The organism is Acinetobacter sp. RW6, from assembly GCF_041956835.1.
Lineage (GTDB): Bacteria > Pseudomonadota > Gammaproteobacteria > Pseudomonadales > Moraxellaceae > Acinetobacter > Acinetobacter calcoaceticus.
The window spans coordinates 3,344,667-3,361,152 of sequence record NZ_CP167121.1; the positions used below are offsets into that span (position 1 = coordinate 3,344,667).

Annotated in this window: 13 protein-coding genes; 1 reads left to right on the forward strand and 12 read right to left on the reverse strand. The window is 36.7% G+C overall.

Annotation, left to right across the window (positions count from 1 at the left end; translation table 11 throughout):
- Window positions 1–15 precede the first annotated feature (15 nt).
- Complete coding sequence (lldP, locus tag ACB088_RS15830; RefSeq protein ID WP_375037413.1) at window positions 16–1,683, reverse strand: L-lactate permease; 1,668 nt, start codon at window positions 1,681–1,683, stop codon at window positions 16–18.
- 376 nt (window positions 1,684–2,059) lie between these two features.
- Here lldP and ACB088_RS15835 point away from each other — a divergent pair, with 376 nt between their 5' ends.
- The gene (locus ACB088_RS15835; RefSeq protein WP_375037414.1) at window positions 2,060–3,430 is read left to right on the forward strand and encodes a phosphomannomutase CpsG; all 1,371 of its coding nucleotides are present in this window, start codon (window positions 2,060–2,062) and stop codon (window positions 3,428–3,430) included.
- A gap of 49 nt (window positions 3,431–3,479) precedes the next feature.
- Here the strand turns inward: ACB088_RS15835 and galE are convergent, their stop codons facing one another.
- From galE to ACB088_RS15890, 11 genes are all read right to left on the reverse strand, one after another.
- On the reverse strand, window positions 3,480–4,496 hold the full coding sequence (gene galE, locus ACB088_RS15840; RefSeq protein ID WP_375037415.1) for a UDP-glucose 4-epimerase GalE: 1,017 nt from the start codon (window positions 4,494–4,496) through the stop codon (window positions 3,480–3,482).
- Window positions 4,489–6,159 carry a glucose-6-phosphate isomerase gene (gene pgi / locus ACB088_RS15845; protein WP_375037416.1) on the reverse strand — a complete coding sequence of 557 codons (1,671 nt, stop codon included), beginning with the start codon at window positions 6,157–6,159 and terminating at the stop codon, window positions 4,489–4,491. Before pgi ends, galE begins: the two co-directional genes overlap by 8 nt.
- Complete coding sequence (locus ACB088_RS15850; protein ID WP_375037417.1) at window positions 6,156–7,418, reverse strand: nucleotide sugar dehydrogenase; 1,263 nt, start codon at window positions 7,416–7,418, stop codon at window positions 6,156–6,158. The genes pgi and ACB088_RS15850 overlap by 4 nt, the downstream gene beginning before the upstream one ends.
- 117 nt (window positions 7,419–7,535) lie before the next feature.
- The gene (gene galU, locus ACB088_RS15855; RefSeq protein WP_375037418.1) at window positions 7,536–8,411 is read right to left on the reverse strand and encodes a UTP--glucose-1-phosphate uridylyltransferase GalU; all 876 of its coding nucleotides are present in this window, start codon (window positions 8,409–8,411) and stop codon (window positions 7,536–7,538) included.
- 11 nt (window positions 8,412–8,422) lie between these two features.
- Entirely contained in the window at window positions 8,423–10,297 is a 1,875-nt protein-coding gene (locus tag ACB088_RS15860) for a polysaccharide biosynthesis protein (RefSeq protein ID WP_375037419.1), read from the reverse strand.
- A gap of 142 nt (window positions 10,298–10,439) precedes the next feature.
- Window positions 10,440–11,615 (reverse strand): DegT/DnrJ/EryC1/StrS family aminotransferase, encoded by a 1,176-nt coding sequence (locus tag ACB088_RS15865; protein ID WP_375037420.1) that lies wholly within the window; start codon window positions 11,613–11,615, stop codon window positions 10,440–10,442.
- Between the two features lie 23 nt (window positions 11,616–11,638).
- Window positions 11,639–12,289, reverse strand: a complete 651-nt coding sequence (locus tag ACB088_RS15870) for an acetyltransferase (protein ID WP_005049209.1) — start codon at window positions 12,287–12,289, stop codon at window positions 11,639–11,641.
- Complete coding sequence (locus ACB088_RS15875; protein ID WP_375037421.1) at window positions 12,286–12,897, reverse strand: sugar transferase; 612 nt, start codon at window positions 12,895–12,897, stop codon at window positions 12,286–12,288. Before ACB088_RS15875 ends, ACB088_RS15870 begins: the two co-directional genes overlap by 4 nt.
- Window positions 12,894–14,135, reverse strand: coding sequence for a glycosyltransferase family 4 protein (locus ACB088_RS15880; protein WP_375037422.1), 1,242 nt, complete (start codon window positions 14,133–14,135; stop codon window positions 12,894–12,896). The genes ACB088_RS15875 and ACB088_RS15880 overlap by 4 nt, the downstream gene beginning before the upstream one ends.
- Window position 14,136: 1 nt before the next feature.
- Window positions 14,137–15,243, reverse strand: coding sequence for a glycosyltransferase family 4 protein (locus ACB088_RS15885; RefSeq protein WP_005049218.1), 1,107 nt, complete (start codon window positions 15,241–15,243; stop codon window positions 14,137–14,139).
- Window positions 15,244–15,248: 5 nt separating this feature from the next.
- A complete protein-coding gene (locus ACB088_RS15890; RefSeq protein WP_375037423.1) occupies window positions 15,249–16,475 on the reverse strand; it encodes an O-antigen ligase family protein in 1,227 nt (408 codons plus the stop codon).
- Between the last annotated feature and the right edge of the window lie 11 nt (window positions 16,476–16,486).

The window sequence follows — 16,486 nt, forward strand, 5'->3', positions numbered from 1 at the left end:
TTTCCTTCACTTGAGTTATGGAATCATCCACGGAACCAGATAAGCCTGAACCGTAATAATGATGCCAACAAAGACAGTGAATATGATGCTATGTTTTACCGTGAAACGGAACAAGTCAGATTCTTTTCCAACCAAGCCTACCGCTGCACACGCAATTGCAATCGACTGTGGAGAAATCATCTTCCCTGTCACACCACCACTGGTATTCGCTGCTACAAGCAATACTTCCGGAATACCAATCTGCTGAGCAGTAGTTGCTTGTAATGCGGAGAACAAAGCATTTGAAGATGTATCTGAACCCGTAAGGAACACACCAAGCCAGCCCAAAAATGGTGAGAAGAAAGTAAAAGCATGACCCGTATGCGATAGAGCCAAAGCTAAAGTTGCAGATAAACCTGAATAGTTCGCAATAAAAGCAAAAGACAACACCATACCAATTGAATAAATTGGTGTTTTTAACTCATTTAGCGTTTCACCAAAGGTCGTTACTGCCTCACTCGCTTTCATTTTCAAGAAAATAGCAGTGATGATTGCAGCAATAAAAATTGCAGTACCTGTCGCAGAGAACCAGTCAAACTTATAAATCGCTTCATATGGTTTCATCTCTGAGACAATCGGTGGCATTTTTTCGACTAATTTATGTAAGTACGGCACTTCAAGTTTAAAAATTAAATGTTCCAGTACCCCATCTTTTGCAAATAATGCTTTAAACGGCTTAACACTCCAGATGGTTACCATCACTGTTAAGATTGCAAATGGAGACCACGCCTTAGCAATTTTCCCAATGCTATAACGCTGAATTGTTGTAGGTTGCTGAGTTAGCGTTTGACCAGCTTCAGGTTCAAAACGGAAAATATGTTTTGGTTTCCAAAAACGAAATAACACAGTCAGGCTGACCAATGAAGCAATTGCCGCTGTAATGTCTGGTAACTCTGGGCCAATGAAGTTAGATGTAAGATATTGGGCAATCGCAAAAGCACCACCACCGACTAACACCGCAGGCCAAGTTTCTTTAACACCACGCCAGCCATCCATAATCGCCATAATCCAGAACAGCACAATCAGCGTTAAAAACGGCAACTGACGTCCAACCATCTGGCTAATTTCCATGGTATCTACACCAGAAACCTGCCCCGCCACAATAATTGGAATACCCATCGCACCAAATGCAACTGGCGCAGTATTCACAATCAAACATAAGCCGGCAGCGTAAAGTGGTTTAAAACCCAAACCAACGAGTAGTGCAGCGGTAATTGCGACAGGAGCACCAAAACCGGCAGCCCCTTCAAGGAACGTACCAAAAGCAAAGCCAACCAGTAACATTTGTAGGCGCTGATCTTCGGTAATTGACAAAATGCTTGAGCGAATCACCTCAAACTGGCCTGTTTTTACCGAAATTTTATATAGAAAGACTGCCCCAATAATAATCCATGAAATTGGCCATAGACCGTAGAAGAAACCATAAATAATGGATGCAAAGGCCATTTGACCCGGCATTTGATAGAAAAAGAGAGCGATCAACAATGCAATAATGACTGTGCCTGTACCCGCAATACTGCCTTTTAAACGAAAAACCGCCAAGGCTAAAAAGAAGAAAATAATCGGGATTAATGCAACCGCACTGGACAGCCAAATATTATTTAAAGGGTCATAAAGTTGTTGCCACATATTGAGCATTGTCATCTCCTTGAAATGCTGGGGCGAATTTTTTGTACCTTAAAATTTTAAACATTCAGCACAATTGGTATGACCAATTAAAATTTACGTGCAAATGTTATTACTTGAACCACAGATCGCATCATAAACATGAGCATTAGCAAACTCAAGCATTAAATAATCACCATAATTGGTATGACCAATAGTACCAAGTAAAATCAAGCTATTTCTAATTCATAAATTTACTTATTAGACTAAAGTCGTAAAAATACTTTCTTATAAAATTAAATATAAACTACAGAAATGAAGCGTAGAACTTGAATATAAAAACTATAAACATAACCATTAATTGATAAATGTATAATAATACTCAAAACTCAAATCATTTGTATTGAACTGAATAATGACTACTTTAACGTGTTTTAAAGCCTATGATATCCGAGGTAAACTCGGCACCGAATTGAATGAAGAAATCGCCTATAAAATTGGCCGCGCTTACGGACAAATCTATAAACCAAAGACTGTAGTTGTAGGTTGTGATATTCGTCTAAGCAGTGAGTCTTTAAAACAAGCGACCATTCGCGGCCTAAATGATGCTGGTGTGAATGTGCTTGACTTAGGCATGACGGGTACTGAAGAGGTCTATTTCGCCGCTTTTCATTTAGATGTACAAGGTGGTATTGAAGTTACCGCTAGTCATAACCCAATGGACTATAACGGTATGAAACTGGTACGAGAAAATGCTCGTCCAATTAGTGCAGATACGGGTTTAAAAGAAATTCAGGCTTTAGCAGAAACCAATAACTTTGAAGAAGTTAGACAAAAAGGTACAACTCAAAGCTATAACATCTTGCCTGAATTTGTCGAACATTTAGTCACTTATATTGACCCAGCAAAAATTCGCCCATTAAAACTGGTCGTAAATGCTGGTAATGGTGCGGCTGGCCACGTCATTGATGCCATTGAAGAAAAATTCAAAGCGCTCAATATTCCTGTCGAATTTATCAAAATTCACCATGAAGCAGACGGTACTTTCCCAAATGGGATTCCTAACCCAATTTTAATTGAAAACCGTGACAGTACCCGAAATGCTGTACTTGAACATCAAGCAGATATGGGTATTGCTTGGGACGGCGACTTTGACCGCTGCTTCTTGTTTGATGAAAAGGGTCAGTTCATTGAGGGCTACTATATTGTTGGCCTATTGGCTCAAGCTTTCTTGATTAAACAACCTGGCGAAAAAATTGTTCATGACCCACGTTTAGTGTGGAATACTTTTGATATTGTCGATGAATACAAAGGCATTGCCGTACAGTCAAAATCTGGTCATGCCTTCATTAAAGATGTCATGCATGAACACAATGCCGTATACGGCGGCGAAATGAGCGCTCATCACTACTTCCGTGACTTTGCTTATTGCGACAGCGGCATGATCCCGTGGTTACTCACCGTTGCCCTACTCTCGGAAACTGGACAATCTCTTTCAACCCTAGTTGAAAATATGATTACCAAATTTCCTTGCAGCGGTGAAATCAACTTTAAAGTGGCTGATACACAGATTACTATTCAAAAGATTTTCGATTTCTATGCCGATCAAAATCCACAAATTGACCGTACCGATGGTGTAAGTTTGGACTTTGGCGCATGGCGCTTTAACGTCCGGGCTTCAAATACTGAACCGTTATTACGTCTCAATATTGAAAGCCGTGCAGATCGCCAAGCTCAGCCAATGCAACATTATGTAGATGAGCTGACTGGGTTAATTCAGAGCTAATCAAAAATAAAAAAAAGGAGCAATTTGCTCCTTTTTTATTGTTATTCATTTAGCTATAACCATTAGGATTTTGCTTCTGCCAATTCCAGCTATCAGCAAGCATATCTTCCAAGCTATAGCAGGGCTTCCATCCTAGTTCTGTTTTAGCCCGAGAAGCATCGGCATAGAAACTGGCCAAGTCCCCTGCTCTACGATCCGCAAACTCTGTCACAATCTCGACATGGTTGACCTGTTCAAAAGTCTCTTTAACTTGAAGTACGGAAATCGGTTGTCCCGTCCCAATATTCCAAGCTCTACACCCTGTATTACTTAGACGATTCAGCACAGCCAATTCATGCGCTTTAGCCAAATCCACTACATGAATGAAGTCTCTTTCACAGGTACCATCTTGAGTTGGATAATCTTTACCAAAAATGGAAAGCTTATCACGGCGGCCAACGGCAACCTGAGTTACATAAGGCATTAGATTATTTGGAATACCTTGAGGGTCTTCCCCAATACGCCCGCTTTTATGCGCACCAACTGGATTAAAATAACGTAGCAGAGCAATAGACCAACGCTGATCAGCCTCTGCCAATTTCTGCAACATCTGCTCAATCACTAATTTGGTATAGCCATAATTATTATTGGGCATAGTAAGTGGCATATCTTCCTGATAAGGCGATGGATTAAACTCACCGTATACAGTCGCAGACGAGCTAAAGACCAAGCGATAAACACCTGCCTTTTCCATTGACTTAACCAGTTGAATACTGCCTGCAATATTATTATCAAAATAAATGAGCGGTTTTTCCTGGCTTTCACCAACCGCTTTTAAACCTGCGAAATGAATAACTGCATCAATTGCATAGCTCTGAAATACACTGTCTAACTCATTTGCATTGCGTATATCACCCTCTACAAAAGTTAAACTTTTTTGGGTGATCTCTTGAACTCTCGTTAATGATTCTTTTGAGCTGTTTGAAAGATTATCAAATACAATAACTTCATGATCAGCTTGTAAAAGCTCAACACATGTATGTGAACCAATATAGCCTGCACCACCAGTGACTAGAATTTTAGCCATCTACTTTTCCTAACAATATTTTAATTAATCCGCGTGTTGAGGCATCAAGTTTTGAAAAATCATTTTGAACGCCACTTAAAATTGGGAGTAATTGATCAGCAATCTGTTTACCCTTTTCAACCCCCCACTGATCAAACGGATTAATGTTCCAAATTACAGATTGAACAAAAACTTTATGTTCATATAAAGCAATTAGCATTCCTAAACTGTAGGGATTAAGTTCTTTTAATAATAAGGTAGAACTCGGCTGATTACCTTCATATTGCTTATAAATTGGCAGATTTTCTAATTCAGTTGAGTCCAAGGCTTCATTACCAAAAGCCAATAAACGCGATTGCGCCAAGCAATTAGAAAGAGCAAGATGATGTTGCTCAACTAAGGCCTCAGCATTTTCTGCATAGGTAAAATGATCTGCATTATAACGTTGGATTGGTGCAATAAAGTCACAGCTTACTGCTTGTGTACCTTGGTGTAAGAGTTGGTAAAATGCATGTTGAGCATTGGGTCCAACTTCGCCCCATATAATTGGGCAGGTATCTAATTCAACCTTGTGACCATTACGCTGTACGGACTTACCATTCGACTCCATTTCAAGCTGTTGCAAGTACGCAGCAAAATATTTTAAACGCCCGTCATAGGGTAATACTGCATGGGTCTGAATATTTAAAAAATTATTATTCCAGATTCCTAATAATGCCATTAAAACCGGAATATTCTGATCAAAACTCGTATTTTGAAAATGCTCATCGACTGCGTGAGCTCCAGCTAAAAGTTGCTCGAACCCTTCAATACCAATCGTCAAAGCAATAGGTAAACCAATACAAGACCACAGTGAGTAACGACCACCTACCCAATCCCACAGCAATAATTGATTTTCAGGTGCAATCCCCCATTCAGACATTTTGTCCGCTTTTGTGGATACACCAATAAAATGGCTCTTTAATACGTAAGCATGTTTTCCTAACGTCTTTTCTAACCACTGACGCACTGTTTGAGCATTTGATAAGGTATCAATCGTGCCAAAAGACTTTGAGGAAATAATAAATAAAGTTGTTTCAGGACGAAGTTGGTGGAGTAATTCTGATAACTGGCTACCATCCATAGTCGACACAAAGTGAACATTTAAAGGCTTAGCCGTTTTCACCTTGAAATCAGACAACGCATGAGTCACCATTTGTGGTCCTAAATCAGAACCACCTACCCCAATATTAACAACGTCTTGAATCACCTCACCAGTTGAGCCACGATATTGTCCTGCATGGATTTTTTCCACTAAGGCATACATACGTTGTAACTGGCTATGAACTTGTTCTGTTAAATCTGGAAACTTTGAATAGTCAACCGGTAAACGCAGTGCCCAGTGCATTGCTTCACGTTGCTCAGTACAGTTAATTTTATTTTGTGAAAAAAGGCGATTAATCCATTCGGTTAAGTTTTTAGTATTCGCAAGAGCTACTAATTGTCCCAAAATATCTTTGGTTAAGCGGTGCTTACTATAATCAAAAAATAATTGATCAAATTTAACAGAATAATTTTGAAAACGATCTGGCTCTAAAGCAAATAACTCTTTTATATGTAATTTTGAGTTTTTTTCACCTAAAGTTTGAAGATGGGCTAGAGGTGAGACTAATTCTTTTGAAAATTGCTCAATTGATTTACTCATAAGCGACCTACTCCTTCATAAGCAAAACCTTTCGCCTTTACATAAGCAGGATCATAAATATTACGCCCATCTAAAATTAAAGGATGCTTCATTAACTGTTGTAGTTGCTTAAAGTCAGGACTCCAATATTGCTTCCATGCAGTGACTAGACATAATGCATGAGCATCTTGCACCGCCTCATATTGATCAGTACATAAAATTAAATCTTCACGATGCCCATAAATTGCAGCTATTTCATCCAAAGCTTGAGGGTCATGCAGACGCACTATTACACCTTGTGCCCATAATGCAGCTAATAAAATATGAATCGGTGAATTATGTATATTTGAAGTGTTCTCTTTAAAGGATGCACCCCAAATCGCAACCGTTTTGCCATTTAGACTACAGTGATAATAATTCCATAACTTACGAAATAAAATTTCTTTCTGCTGCTCATTAATAGCCCAAACTTGTTCCAAAAGGCGACTTTTTGTTCCAGTTTTAGACACAGTGCTCGAAAGTGTTAAAATATCATGCGAAAAATTCTCACCGCCAAATCCTACACCTGGCGATAAATATGCAGCACCAATACGTGTGTCAGCAGCTATACCATGCTTTACATTCGCAATATCAATACCTAACTTTTCGGCAACCATAGCCAAGTCATTCATATAACTAATGCGGGTAGCCAACATGCCTGAAATACTAAGTTTGGTGAACTCAGCATCTAAAATTGGCATAAATAAATATTGATAACTAAATTGGAAAAAAGGACGCAATAACTCCTGCATAGTTTCACTTGCATCTCTAGATTCCACACCGATAATGACATGTTTTACATTCAATACACTATTAATAGCATTACCTTCCTGAATCACATCAGGAAAGTAAACCCACTCATCTTTTGGCAAATGCTGTTTTAATTTCTCTGTACCGTGCAAACCAAAAGTAGAACCATTAATCATTAACCGTGGATGAGTAATTGGTCTTTCACTCAACTTTTCAACCGTTTTTAATGCAAGTTCAATTTGTGTTGGGCTAAAACAGAATAAATAAACTTCAATATCTAAAGGAATCTCAGAAAAAGGGCTCTCTTTTAAGAAACCCGCTTTTCGCTGCTTATTTAAATAATTATTTACGTCTTGATCTTGATACGAAAGTACAGAAATATTTTCTTCACAGGTGACACTTGTACACCAGTAAATTTGATTACCATATTCAGCTAATAATGCTGCCATCACGCCGGCATGTAACGTTGTTCCAAATACTGCGATTTTCATTGCACACCTGATTTTTTCGTATTTTATAGATTTCTCTTCCCTTTACAGGAAGAGAATATACTGCTCAGCTACTATATTCAGTAGTTTTTACAAACACTTAAGCAGAACTACAAAACTTTATAATTTAAGTTCTTGAATCAGCTGTTTAAATTCCAATCCTAACTTAGGGTGTTCTAGACCATAATGTAATACAGCTTTTAAATATCCAAGCTTACTACCACAGTCAAAAGTTTGGCCTTGCATCCGATAGGCTTCAACAGTATCAGTTTCTTGAAGCATCGCAATAGCATCAGTTAACTGAATTTCATTACCCGCACCTTTGGGTGTATTTTCCAAAAGCTGCATAATCTTAGCAGGTAAAATATAACGCCCCACCACGGATAAATTAGAAGGCGCAGAACCTATAGCAGGCTTTTCGATAATTCCCTGCATAGCAATACTTTCACCCTCATTCGGGCTCTGCTTCACATCAACAATTCCATATTGATCTACAAGATGGTCTGGCACTGCCTCAACCATGATTTGAGCAGCTTGACTTGATTCATAGCGAGCAATCATACGCGATAGATCATTTTTCCCTGAGTTATCTTGAACCAATACATCTGGCAATAACACAGCAAAATCATTTTGCCCAACAATACTTTTCGCACATAAAACAGCATGCCCCAAACCCAAAGGTTGAGGCTGCCTTACACTTACCACACTCACATGAGATGGAATAATCTGAGTAATTTCTTCAAGTAAATCGAACTTCTTCTTTTGCTCTAGAGTCGTTTCTAGTTCAAAGTTTCGATCAAAATAATTTTCAATTGATGCCTTAGATGAATGAGTTACCAAAATAATTTGCTCAATTCCAGCCTCTACAGCTTCACGCACTACATATTCAATTGCAGGACGATCTACCACTGTGACCATTTCTTTGGGAATTGACTTACTTGCTGGTAAAAAACGTGTACCTAATCCAGCTACAGGTAAAACTGCCTTTTTAATCACAGATTCACTCTCTAATTAACCATAATATCTTTACTACGTTTATAACCATCAACATAGTGTTCGAGTTGACAAAGAGCCCAATCAATATCTTTTTGAACAGCAGTCATATTATTAACCCGCTCAAAAACTTCTTGAATCTCTGTAAGAGGATAAAACTTCTCAAATGATCGAAGAATTCTACTGTGCTCGGTATATTCAGTATTTTCTTGATCGATTAATAATTCTTCATAAAGTTTTTCTCCTGGGCGTAATCCACTATAGTGAATTGCGATATCCCCTTGTGCTGAGTCTTGTTCACGCACAGTTAAACCACTTAAAGAAATCATTTGTCGAGCTAAATCCTGAATACGGACAGGTTCACCCATATCAAGTAAAAAGACATCTCCACCTTTACCTAGAGCACCAGCTTGAATAACTAACTGAGATGCTTCAGGAATGGTCATGAAGTAGCGCGTTACATCTGGATGGGTCACAGTAATAGGACCACCTTTTGCAATCTGATTTTTAAATAAGGGAACTACAGAGCCTGAAGACCCTAATACATTACCAAAACGTACAATACTAATTTGAGTTTGCTTTTGAGCTTCAGCCATTGCCTGACAATAAAGCTCGGCCATACGTTTTGATGCACCCATAACATTGGTTGGACGTACTGCTTTATCGGTCGAGATTAGAACGAATGTCTCAACACCCTTTTTCACAGCTGCATTTAAACTATTCGCTGTTCCAATCGCATTGTTCTTGAGGCCAGCAATAGGGTTACATTCTACTAAAGGTACATGTTTATAGGCAGCAGCATGATAAACAGTCTGTACACTATACTGCTCAATAATACGCTCTAATTTTTGTTGATCCTGAACAGTACCTAAAATTGGAACAATTTCACATTGAGCGCTTAGACGTAATTCTCTATCTATGCTGTAAAGAGCAAATTCCGTAATTTCATAAATTATCAACATTTTAGGTTGATTTTTAATAATTTGTCGACATAACTCCGAGCCAATAGAACCACCAGCACCTGTTACCATTACGATTTTATTATGAATATTTTTTGCAAGTAGATGATCTACAGGTGGTACTGGGTCACGTCCCAATAAATCAACAATGTCTACTTCACGAATATCAGCAACCTTTAGTTCACCATCAACCAGCTGAGTAAGGCCTGGAAGTTCCGTAATTTTAAGATGTGCAGGTTCTAACTGTTGAATAATTTCACTTTTACGTACGCGACCTACTGAAGGTAATGCTAATAAAATTTCATCAGTTTTATATTTTTCAAAACGTTGTAAAGCTTTTTCTAGAGACAATACTTTTAAACCACCAACCATATGGTCTTGTAAAGATGGATTGTCATCAATAAAAAAAGCGGGCAAGTGGTTACCAGAACGATAAAGCACAGCTGCAATTTGCTGACCAGCATCACCTGCACCATAAATTGCTATACGCTTTCTCTCTTCCCCTGTAAGTAAGGCAGCCTTTACAATAAAACGGATAAATGCACGGCTACACCAAACCCAACTAAACATTAAGAAACCAAACATCAATGGAATCGAAGTTGGAACAAAAGCTGCTGAGAATGCATTGAGGCTATATAAAACAACTACCATCAGTGCAACAGCAATCGCTAATTTTGCAATAAAGGCTTCGTTAAAAGTACGGACAATAAAGCGATACACCCCTGTTACCATTAAACTTAAAATAGCAACGATAGTAACGATTGCTACTCCATAGTTAATACCTGGAATAACTTCAGCACCTAAGTCAAATAAACGAAGGGCGTAACAAAACCATAAAATAACAGGAAAAGCAAAAAGGTCTACAAGAACCAAAAAACATTGTTTGGCGAGTCTTGGCGCAGACGCAAACTGATAAATAATCTTTTTCACAATACTCTTCTAATCGTTTTAGTAACCGTGCGGTAGTTATACTCATTTCTGATATAACTAGAAATAAATTTTACGCATCGGTTACATAACTTAAAATCAGATCATAATTCAAAAGAAAGCTATGTGAATAGCTTCATGTTTCTTATGATTGTAAAGCTTTATTAACTGCATTAATTGCAATAATTGTTTTTTCTATACTGTCTTGGCTCAAGGTCGGATGCACCAAAAACATCAAACTTGTTTCACCTAATTGCTGTGCATTTTCCAAACGTTTTTCTGGACGCCATGGTGTACCATCAAATGCATGTTCTAAGTAAACTTCTGAGCAAGAGCCACTAAAGCAAGGTACACCTTGATCATTAATTTCTTGCATGATTCGATCACGTGTCCAACCCTCTGGTAACGCCTCTAAATTCACTTGTACATAACACTTATAATATGCATGAACATAATCATCTGAAGGGATATGAACGTTAAAGTAAGGAGACTTTTCAAACGCCTTTAAAATATTTTCTGCATTTTCAGTACGCTTTTGTGTCCATTCATTCATACGTGTTAACTGAATTCGACCAATAACTGCTTGCATTTCCATCATGCGCCAGTTTGTACCAAATGAGTCATGTAACCAGCGGAAACCTGGAGGATGCTGTTTATTATAAATACTATCGTAGCTTTTACCATGGTCTTTATATGACCACATTTTTTTCCAAAGTGTCTCATCATTTGTGGTGACCATACCGCCCTCACCACCAGTTGTCATAATTTTATCTTGGCAAAAAGACCAAGCAGAAATATGACCGATTGACCCTGCAGCTTTACCTTTATATTTTGCACCATGAGCCTGCGCGCAATCTTCAATAACATAAATGCCACGCTCGGCAGCAAGTTGCATAATCGGATCCATATCGCACATCCAACCAGCCAAATGCACACAAATAATCGCTTTAGTATTTGGTGTAATTACGGCTTCAATCGTACGTCGTGAAATATTCTGAGAATCTAGCTCTACATCTGCGAAAACAGGATTAGCGCCTGCTGTTACAATAGAGCTTGCTGAAGCGAGAAAAGTTCGAGAAGTTACGATAACATCGTCACCTGCACCAATGTCTAAAGCTTTTAATGCAACATCCAGCGCAACGGTCCCATTTGCTAAAGCTACCGCATATTTTGTACCAGAAAACTCGGCAAATTCTTTTTCAAAAATTCTACATTCTTGGCCAGTCCAATAATTTACTTTATTTGATAGTAATACATTTTTGACTGCGTCAGCTTCTTCTGTAGTAAAACTTGGCCATGGTTCAAATGCAGTGTTTAACATTCTGATTTCCTAATAAAAAATTTTTACTTTCTTTCTAAAATTCTTGCAGGGTTGCCTACAACTGTTACACCCGCAGGTACACTTTTAGTTACTACAGCGCCCATACCAACAACAGCACCTTTACCAATTACTAAAGGTTTTTCTGGTGTGCCTTGTTTTATTACAGCTCCTGTACCAATGTAGGCATGATCTTCAATATGAATGTTACCATTACATTTAGCACCAGGTGCGAATGTAACATAATCTCCAATTACACAGTCATGAGCCACATAACTATAAATATTAGCGTGAAAAAACTTTCCAATTTTTATATTAGAAGTTAAGCAAGTAAATGGGCAAAGTAAGCTTCCTTCCCCTATCTCAACTTCATCAAGAATAACTGTGTTTGTCGCCTGAACCGCTAAATGCTGTATACCATCTTTTTCTAAAAGGCTAACTAACTTCTCACGAACAACGCTATTTGCTATGGCAATTGTTACGGCTTTATGGTCAGTTGGTTTACTAATAAAGTCGATATAGGATATTACTGGGTATCCATTTAAAGTCGCTCCAGCTTGACCATCGTCAATAAAAGCGAATTGTTCTTTACTTAATGTTGGGAACTGCTGACGCACTAAAGGCATAACTTCCTTACCAAAACCACTAGCGCCATAAACACCAATAATCATTGTCATTTTTTCTCTATTTCCTTCTCTTCTGAACCTGTGAATTTACTCATCGTTGCTTCACCTGCCTCATTAATATCATCTTTAGCGATTACTTTTTTAACGGTTTGTAACATAATTTTAAAATCTAACCAAAGCGACCTATTTTCAACATACCATGTATCAAGCTTAAACTTTTCTTCCCAGCCAATAGCATTACGCCCATTGACTTGAGCATGGCCAGTCATTCCTGGACGTACCTCATGTCGCTTTGCTTGTTCTTTATTGTAAAGCGGTAAGTACTCCATCAATAAAGGTCGTGGACCAACAATACTCATATCACCTTTTATTACATTCCAAAGCTCAGGCATTTCATCAAGGCTTGTAGAACGTAACATTTTACCAAAGGAGGTTAAGCGTTCACTATCTGGTAAAGGATTACCCTGAATATCTATTGCATCTTTCATCGTTCGAAATTTAATCATTTCAAATGGTTTACCATTTAGGCCTGGACGAACTTGGCGGAACAATACTGGCGAGCCTAAGTTTTTTTTCACCTTATATGCAACATATAAATACAATGGTGAAAGTAGAATAAGAGCAATAGAAGCAATAGTAATATCTAGTAATCGTTTCATAAGTTATCCTTAAAAACAATATTCTCGAGTTTTTCTGCAATCATGGCATATTCTAGGTTTTGTAATACGAACTGTTTACCATTGGCGCCTAGCTGTTGCCGCTGCTCTTTAGTAAGTGCGTATAATTTTTGCACTGCCCCTACGATTGCTTGAGGATCTTCTGCTTCAATCGTAATTCCCGCTTGTGCTTGCTGAACAATATCACCCTTACCAGAAAAGGCATGAATAATTGGTTTGCCTGCATATAGGTATTCGGGTAATTTATTGGGCGCTATACCAAAACGATAAAGTGAATTTTTCTGCCAACCTATATAACAAACATCAAATTGCTCTAGCATTGACTGAATTTGCTTCTTTGGAATCGCATCAATAAAAGTAATATTCTGTAAGCCCAAAGTATTAACTTTTTGTATTAAATTATCTTTTTCCTTTCCTGAACCCACAAGAACAAAATGTAAATGTGGATTATTTGATAACATCTGTGCTGCTTCAATAAGATCATCTATAGCATTAGCAACACCAATTGTTCCTGTGTAACCAATGATAAATTTATTTTGAGGTAATTGAGTAACCGTTTCTGTACTTAAAGGCTCCTTCTGCGAAACCTCCTCTAAAGATACGCCATTCGGTATCCAATGAAACTTACTACTGTCTAAACCTCGACTTTGCATATGTTCAATAGCATTATATAAATTTGAAAATACGTAATCAGCTTTTCTATAAGCCCTGTCTTCAATCCACTGCATAAATTTTATAAATGGATGGCTTGGAGAATGGCCTCCTAACTCCATTAATGTTAAAGGCCAAATATCCCGTACTTCAAAAATAAAAGGGACCTTAAATTTATTAGCTAAATAATTAGCCCCCAAATACCCAATAAGTGATGGTGATGAGTATAAAATTACATCTGGTTTTGCTGGAATTACATCTGCCATCTTGCGTAACAGCCAAGAAAACTTAAACCAGTTTAATACACGCTGTTTGCTATGAGCTTCTTGATAGTCTGGTAAATTCACCCATACAAATGAGAAATTAGGAATAATTTCCTCAACGAGATACTGTTCCTCAAATTTCTTGGGATTACGAAGCAAATGACTATAACGCCCGGCAATAACATAAACTTGATGACCCTTTTTAGCTAACTCTTGCGCCAAATAGTAATGTCGACCACCCATTGCTGTTTCAGGGGTTGAACTATATTGGTTAATAAACCAAAATGTTTTTTTATTTTCCATCATTTCAAATATCCAAAATACTTGAATAGAAATTCAAAAGTTTATTTTCTTCAATGCTCCAATTATACTTTTCTAAAACTGCAGCTCGTCCCTGTTCTCCCATGACTCTAGCCTTATCAGGATTATTTATAAAATAATCTATAGCCTTAGCAATTTCATGAGGTTTTAAAGGATCAACACAAACCCCACACTGCGCGTCATTTACAATAGAGCGCCATAAAGGAAATTCTGAAGCAATTACTGGTATTCCTGCACACATATATTCAAACATTTTTACAGGCAATGAATCTAAATAGCTTCGTGTTGGATGTAAAACAACTAAGCCCGCAACAGATGAAGCTAGGGTATTTTTTATTTCATTTCGACCCACATAGCCTAGAAAGTCAACTTTTTCCCATCCTTCCATTTCCATTACAGATTGCTCTAAGTTTTTATCTGAAAAATCCCCAGCAAGTACCAGTTTTGCTTCACTTTGTGTTGAATTAATTGCCTGAACCATCTCAACAATCCCACGCACATCTGCTAAGCCACCGATATAACAAACTTGATTTCCTTTTAAAGTATCTGTAGGTATCGAGCTAAACTCTTCTAATTTAGGGTAATTATTGATATCAATTGTATTTTTATTAATTTTAAGAAATTTATCCCGAATAAAAGGTGTAGCTGCCACAACACCATCTAATTTCGCACAAGCATATTTTTCATAAGCTTTAACTAAAAAAGCGATGATCTTTTTAGATATAGGATTCAAATAATGTTTCGACATAATCTGATTAGGTAAATCTTCATGTGCATCAAAAAAAACTTTTTTTCCCATTTTTTTTAGTTTTAAACCTATTGGAATAAGTTCTGGATCATGGAGATGATAGATCTCTGCATCTAAACTAAGTGCTTTTTCAAATATAGCTTTAGGTGCATTAAGCATGCGATTTTTACGCCCGGTGAACTTACCCACATCTAGAATTTTGACCTGATTATTTACTTCATTACCTTTTCCATCAGCCACCACTAAATAAGTATCATATCTTTTTGCCAGTGAGCAGCATTGTTTTACAAAAATTCGCGTATCATAACGAGGATGAGCTGAAGTTAAATGCACAATATGTGACATATTATTTACCTAATATTTTTAACTGGTCGAGAAAATAAATATGCTATCGATAAAAGGAAGAAGAAAGAAAGTGGTTTAAATGGGTTGTCTAATTCAACCTCAAAAAACTGATGGATTAAGATAGCGACAACACAAGAAGAAAATATTAAAATAGTCTTATCGCTTCTATAAAAAACAATTCTTTCCACTAATTTTTTCAAGAAAAATAAAACAACTAAAATAAAGCTAGAAACACCTAATATACCTAATGACACTAAGAAAAATAGATATAGATTATGGGTACTATAAACATGCCCACCGCTAATAAATTGGTAATTACCTAAACCAACCCCAAAAAACAAGTTCTGATTAAACTTATCTAAAGCATCAGCCCAAATAACATCTCTGTATGATAATCCCGCAGAATCTAATTTAGCAACGAACATCTCACCATATTGAGAAATGAAGATCAAAGCCAAAATTAATAAAGCAAATAAAGCTAAAATAGATACTTTCAAGTAAATCTTCACATTAGAAAAGATATAAAAAAATATACTACCAATTAGAACAGAAAATATAGCCGCTCTAGCCAATGTTAAAAACAATAAAATCAAAATAAAAAATAACATTAAAGCACTTAGAATTTTCAATATTTTTTTATTACAACTAATAAAAAAATTAAGAAATGAAAAAAAACCAATCAATAATATAGAGGCAAAAGAATTTTGATTTAAATATATTCCATTTATTGCTAAGAGACGATCTCTAGAATAAACATCAGCATAATAATCTAAAGTACTTGCATCAGAACCATAAAATTCAAACTCAACAATTCCTAAACTAGATAATGCAGAAAAAATAGAAATTACCCCAATAGATAGTACTATTGGCGACAATATTTTTTCTATACTAAATCTAGAAACAATATAATTTAATATAAAAAAAATAATTGGATAAAAAATTATTATTAATATAAACCTAACAAGGTTCGGACTATTATTAATATTAAAAAATTGACTAAGAAAAATTGGAAAAATAAACAACAAAGTTAATACTAAATCTTTGTAGTTTAAAAAATTATTTCTAATTAATGCTAAGAACAGCAAAATAGTTAATAATATATTTAACCCAACAAAACCATAATATATCGAAGTAGGAATAACATCAACTGTAGAAAAAAAGATACAAAAAACCAAAGAAAAATATAACTTGTATATAAAATGATTTAAATTGAAATTTTCTATATTAATCATACACTATATAC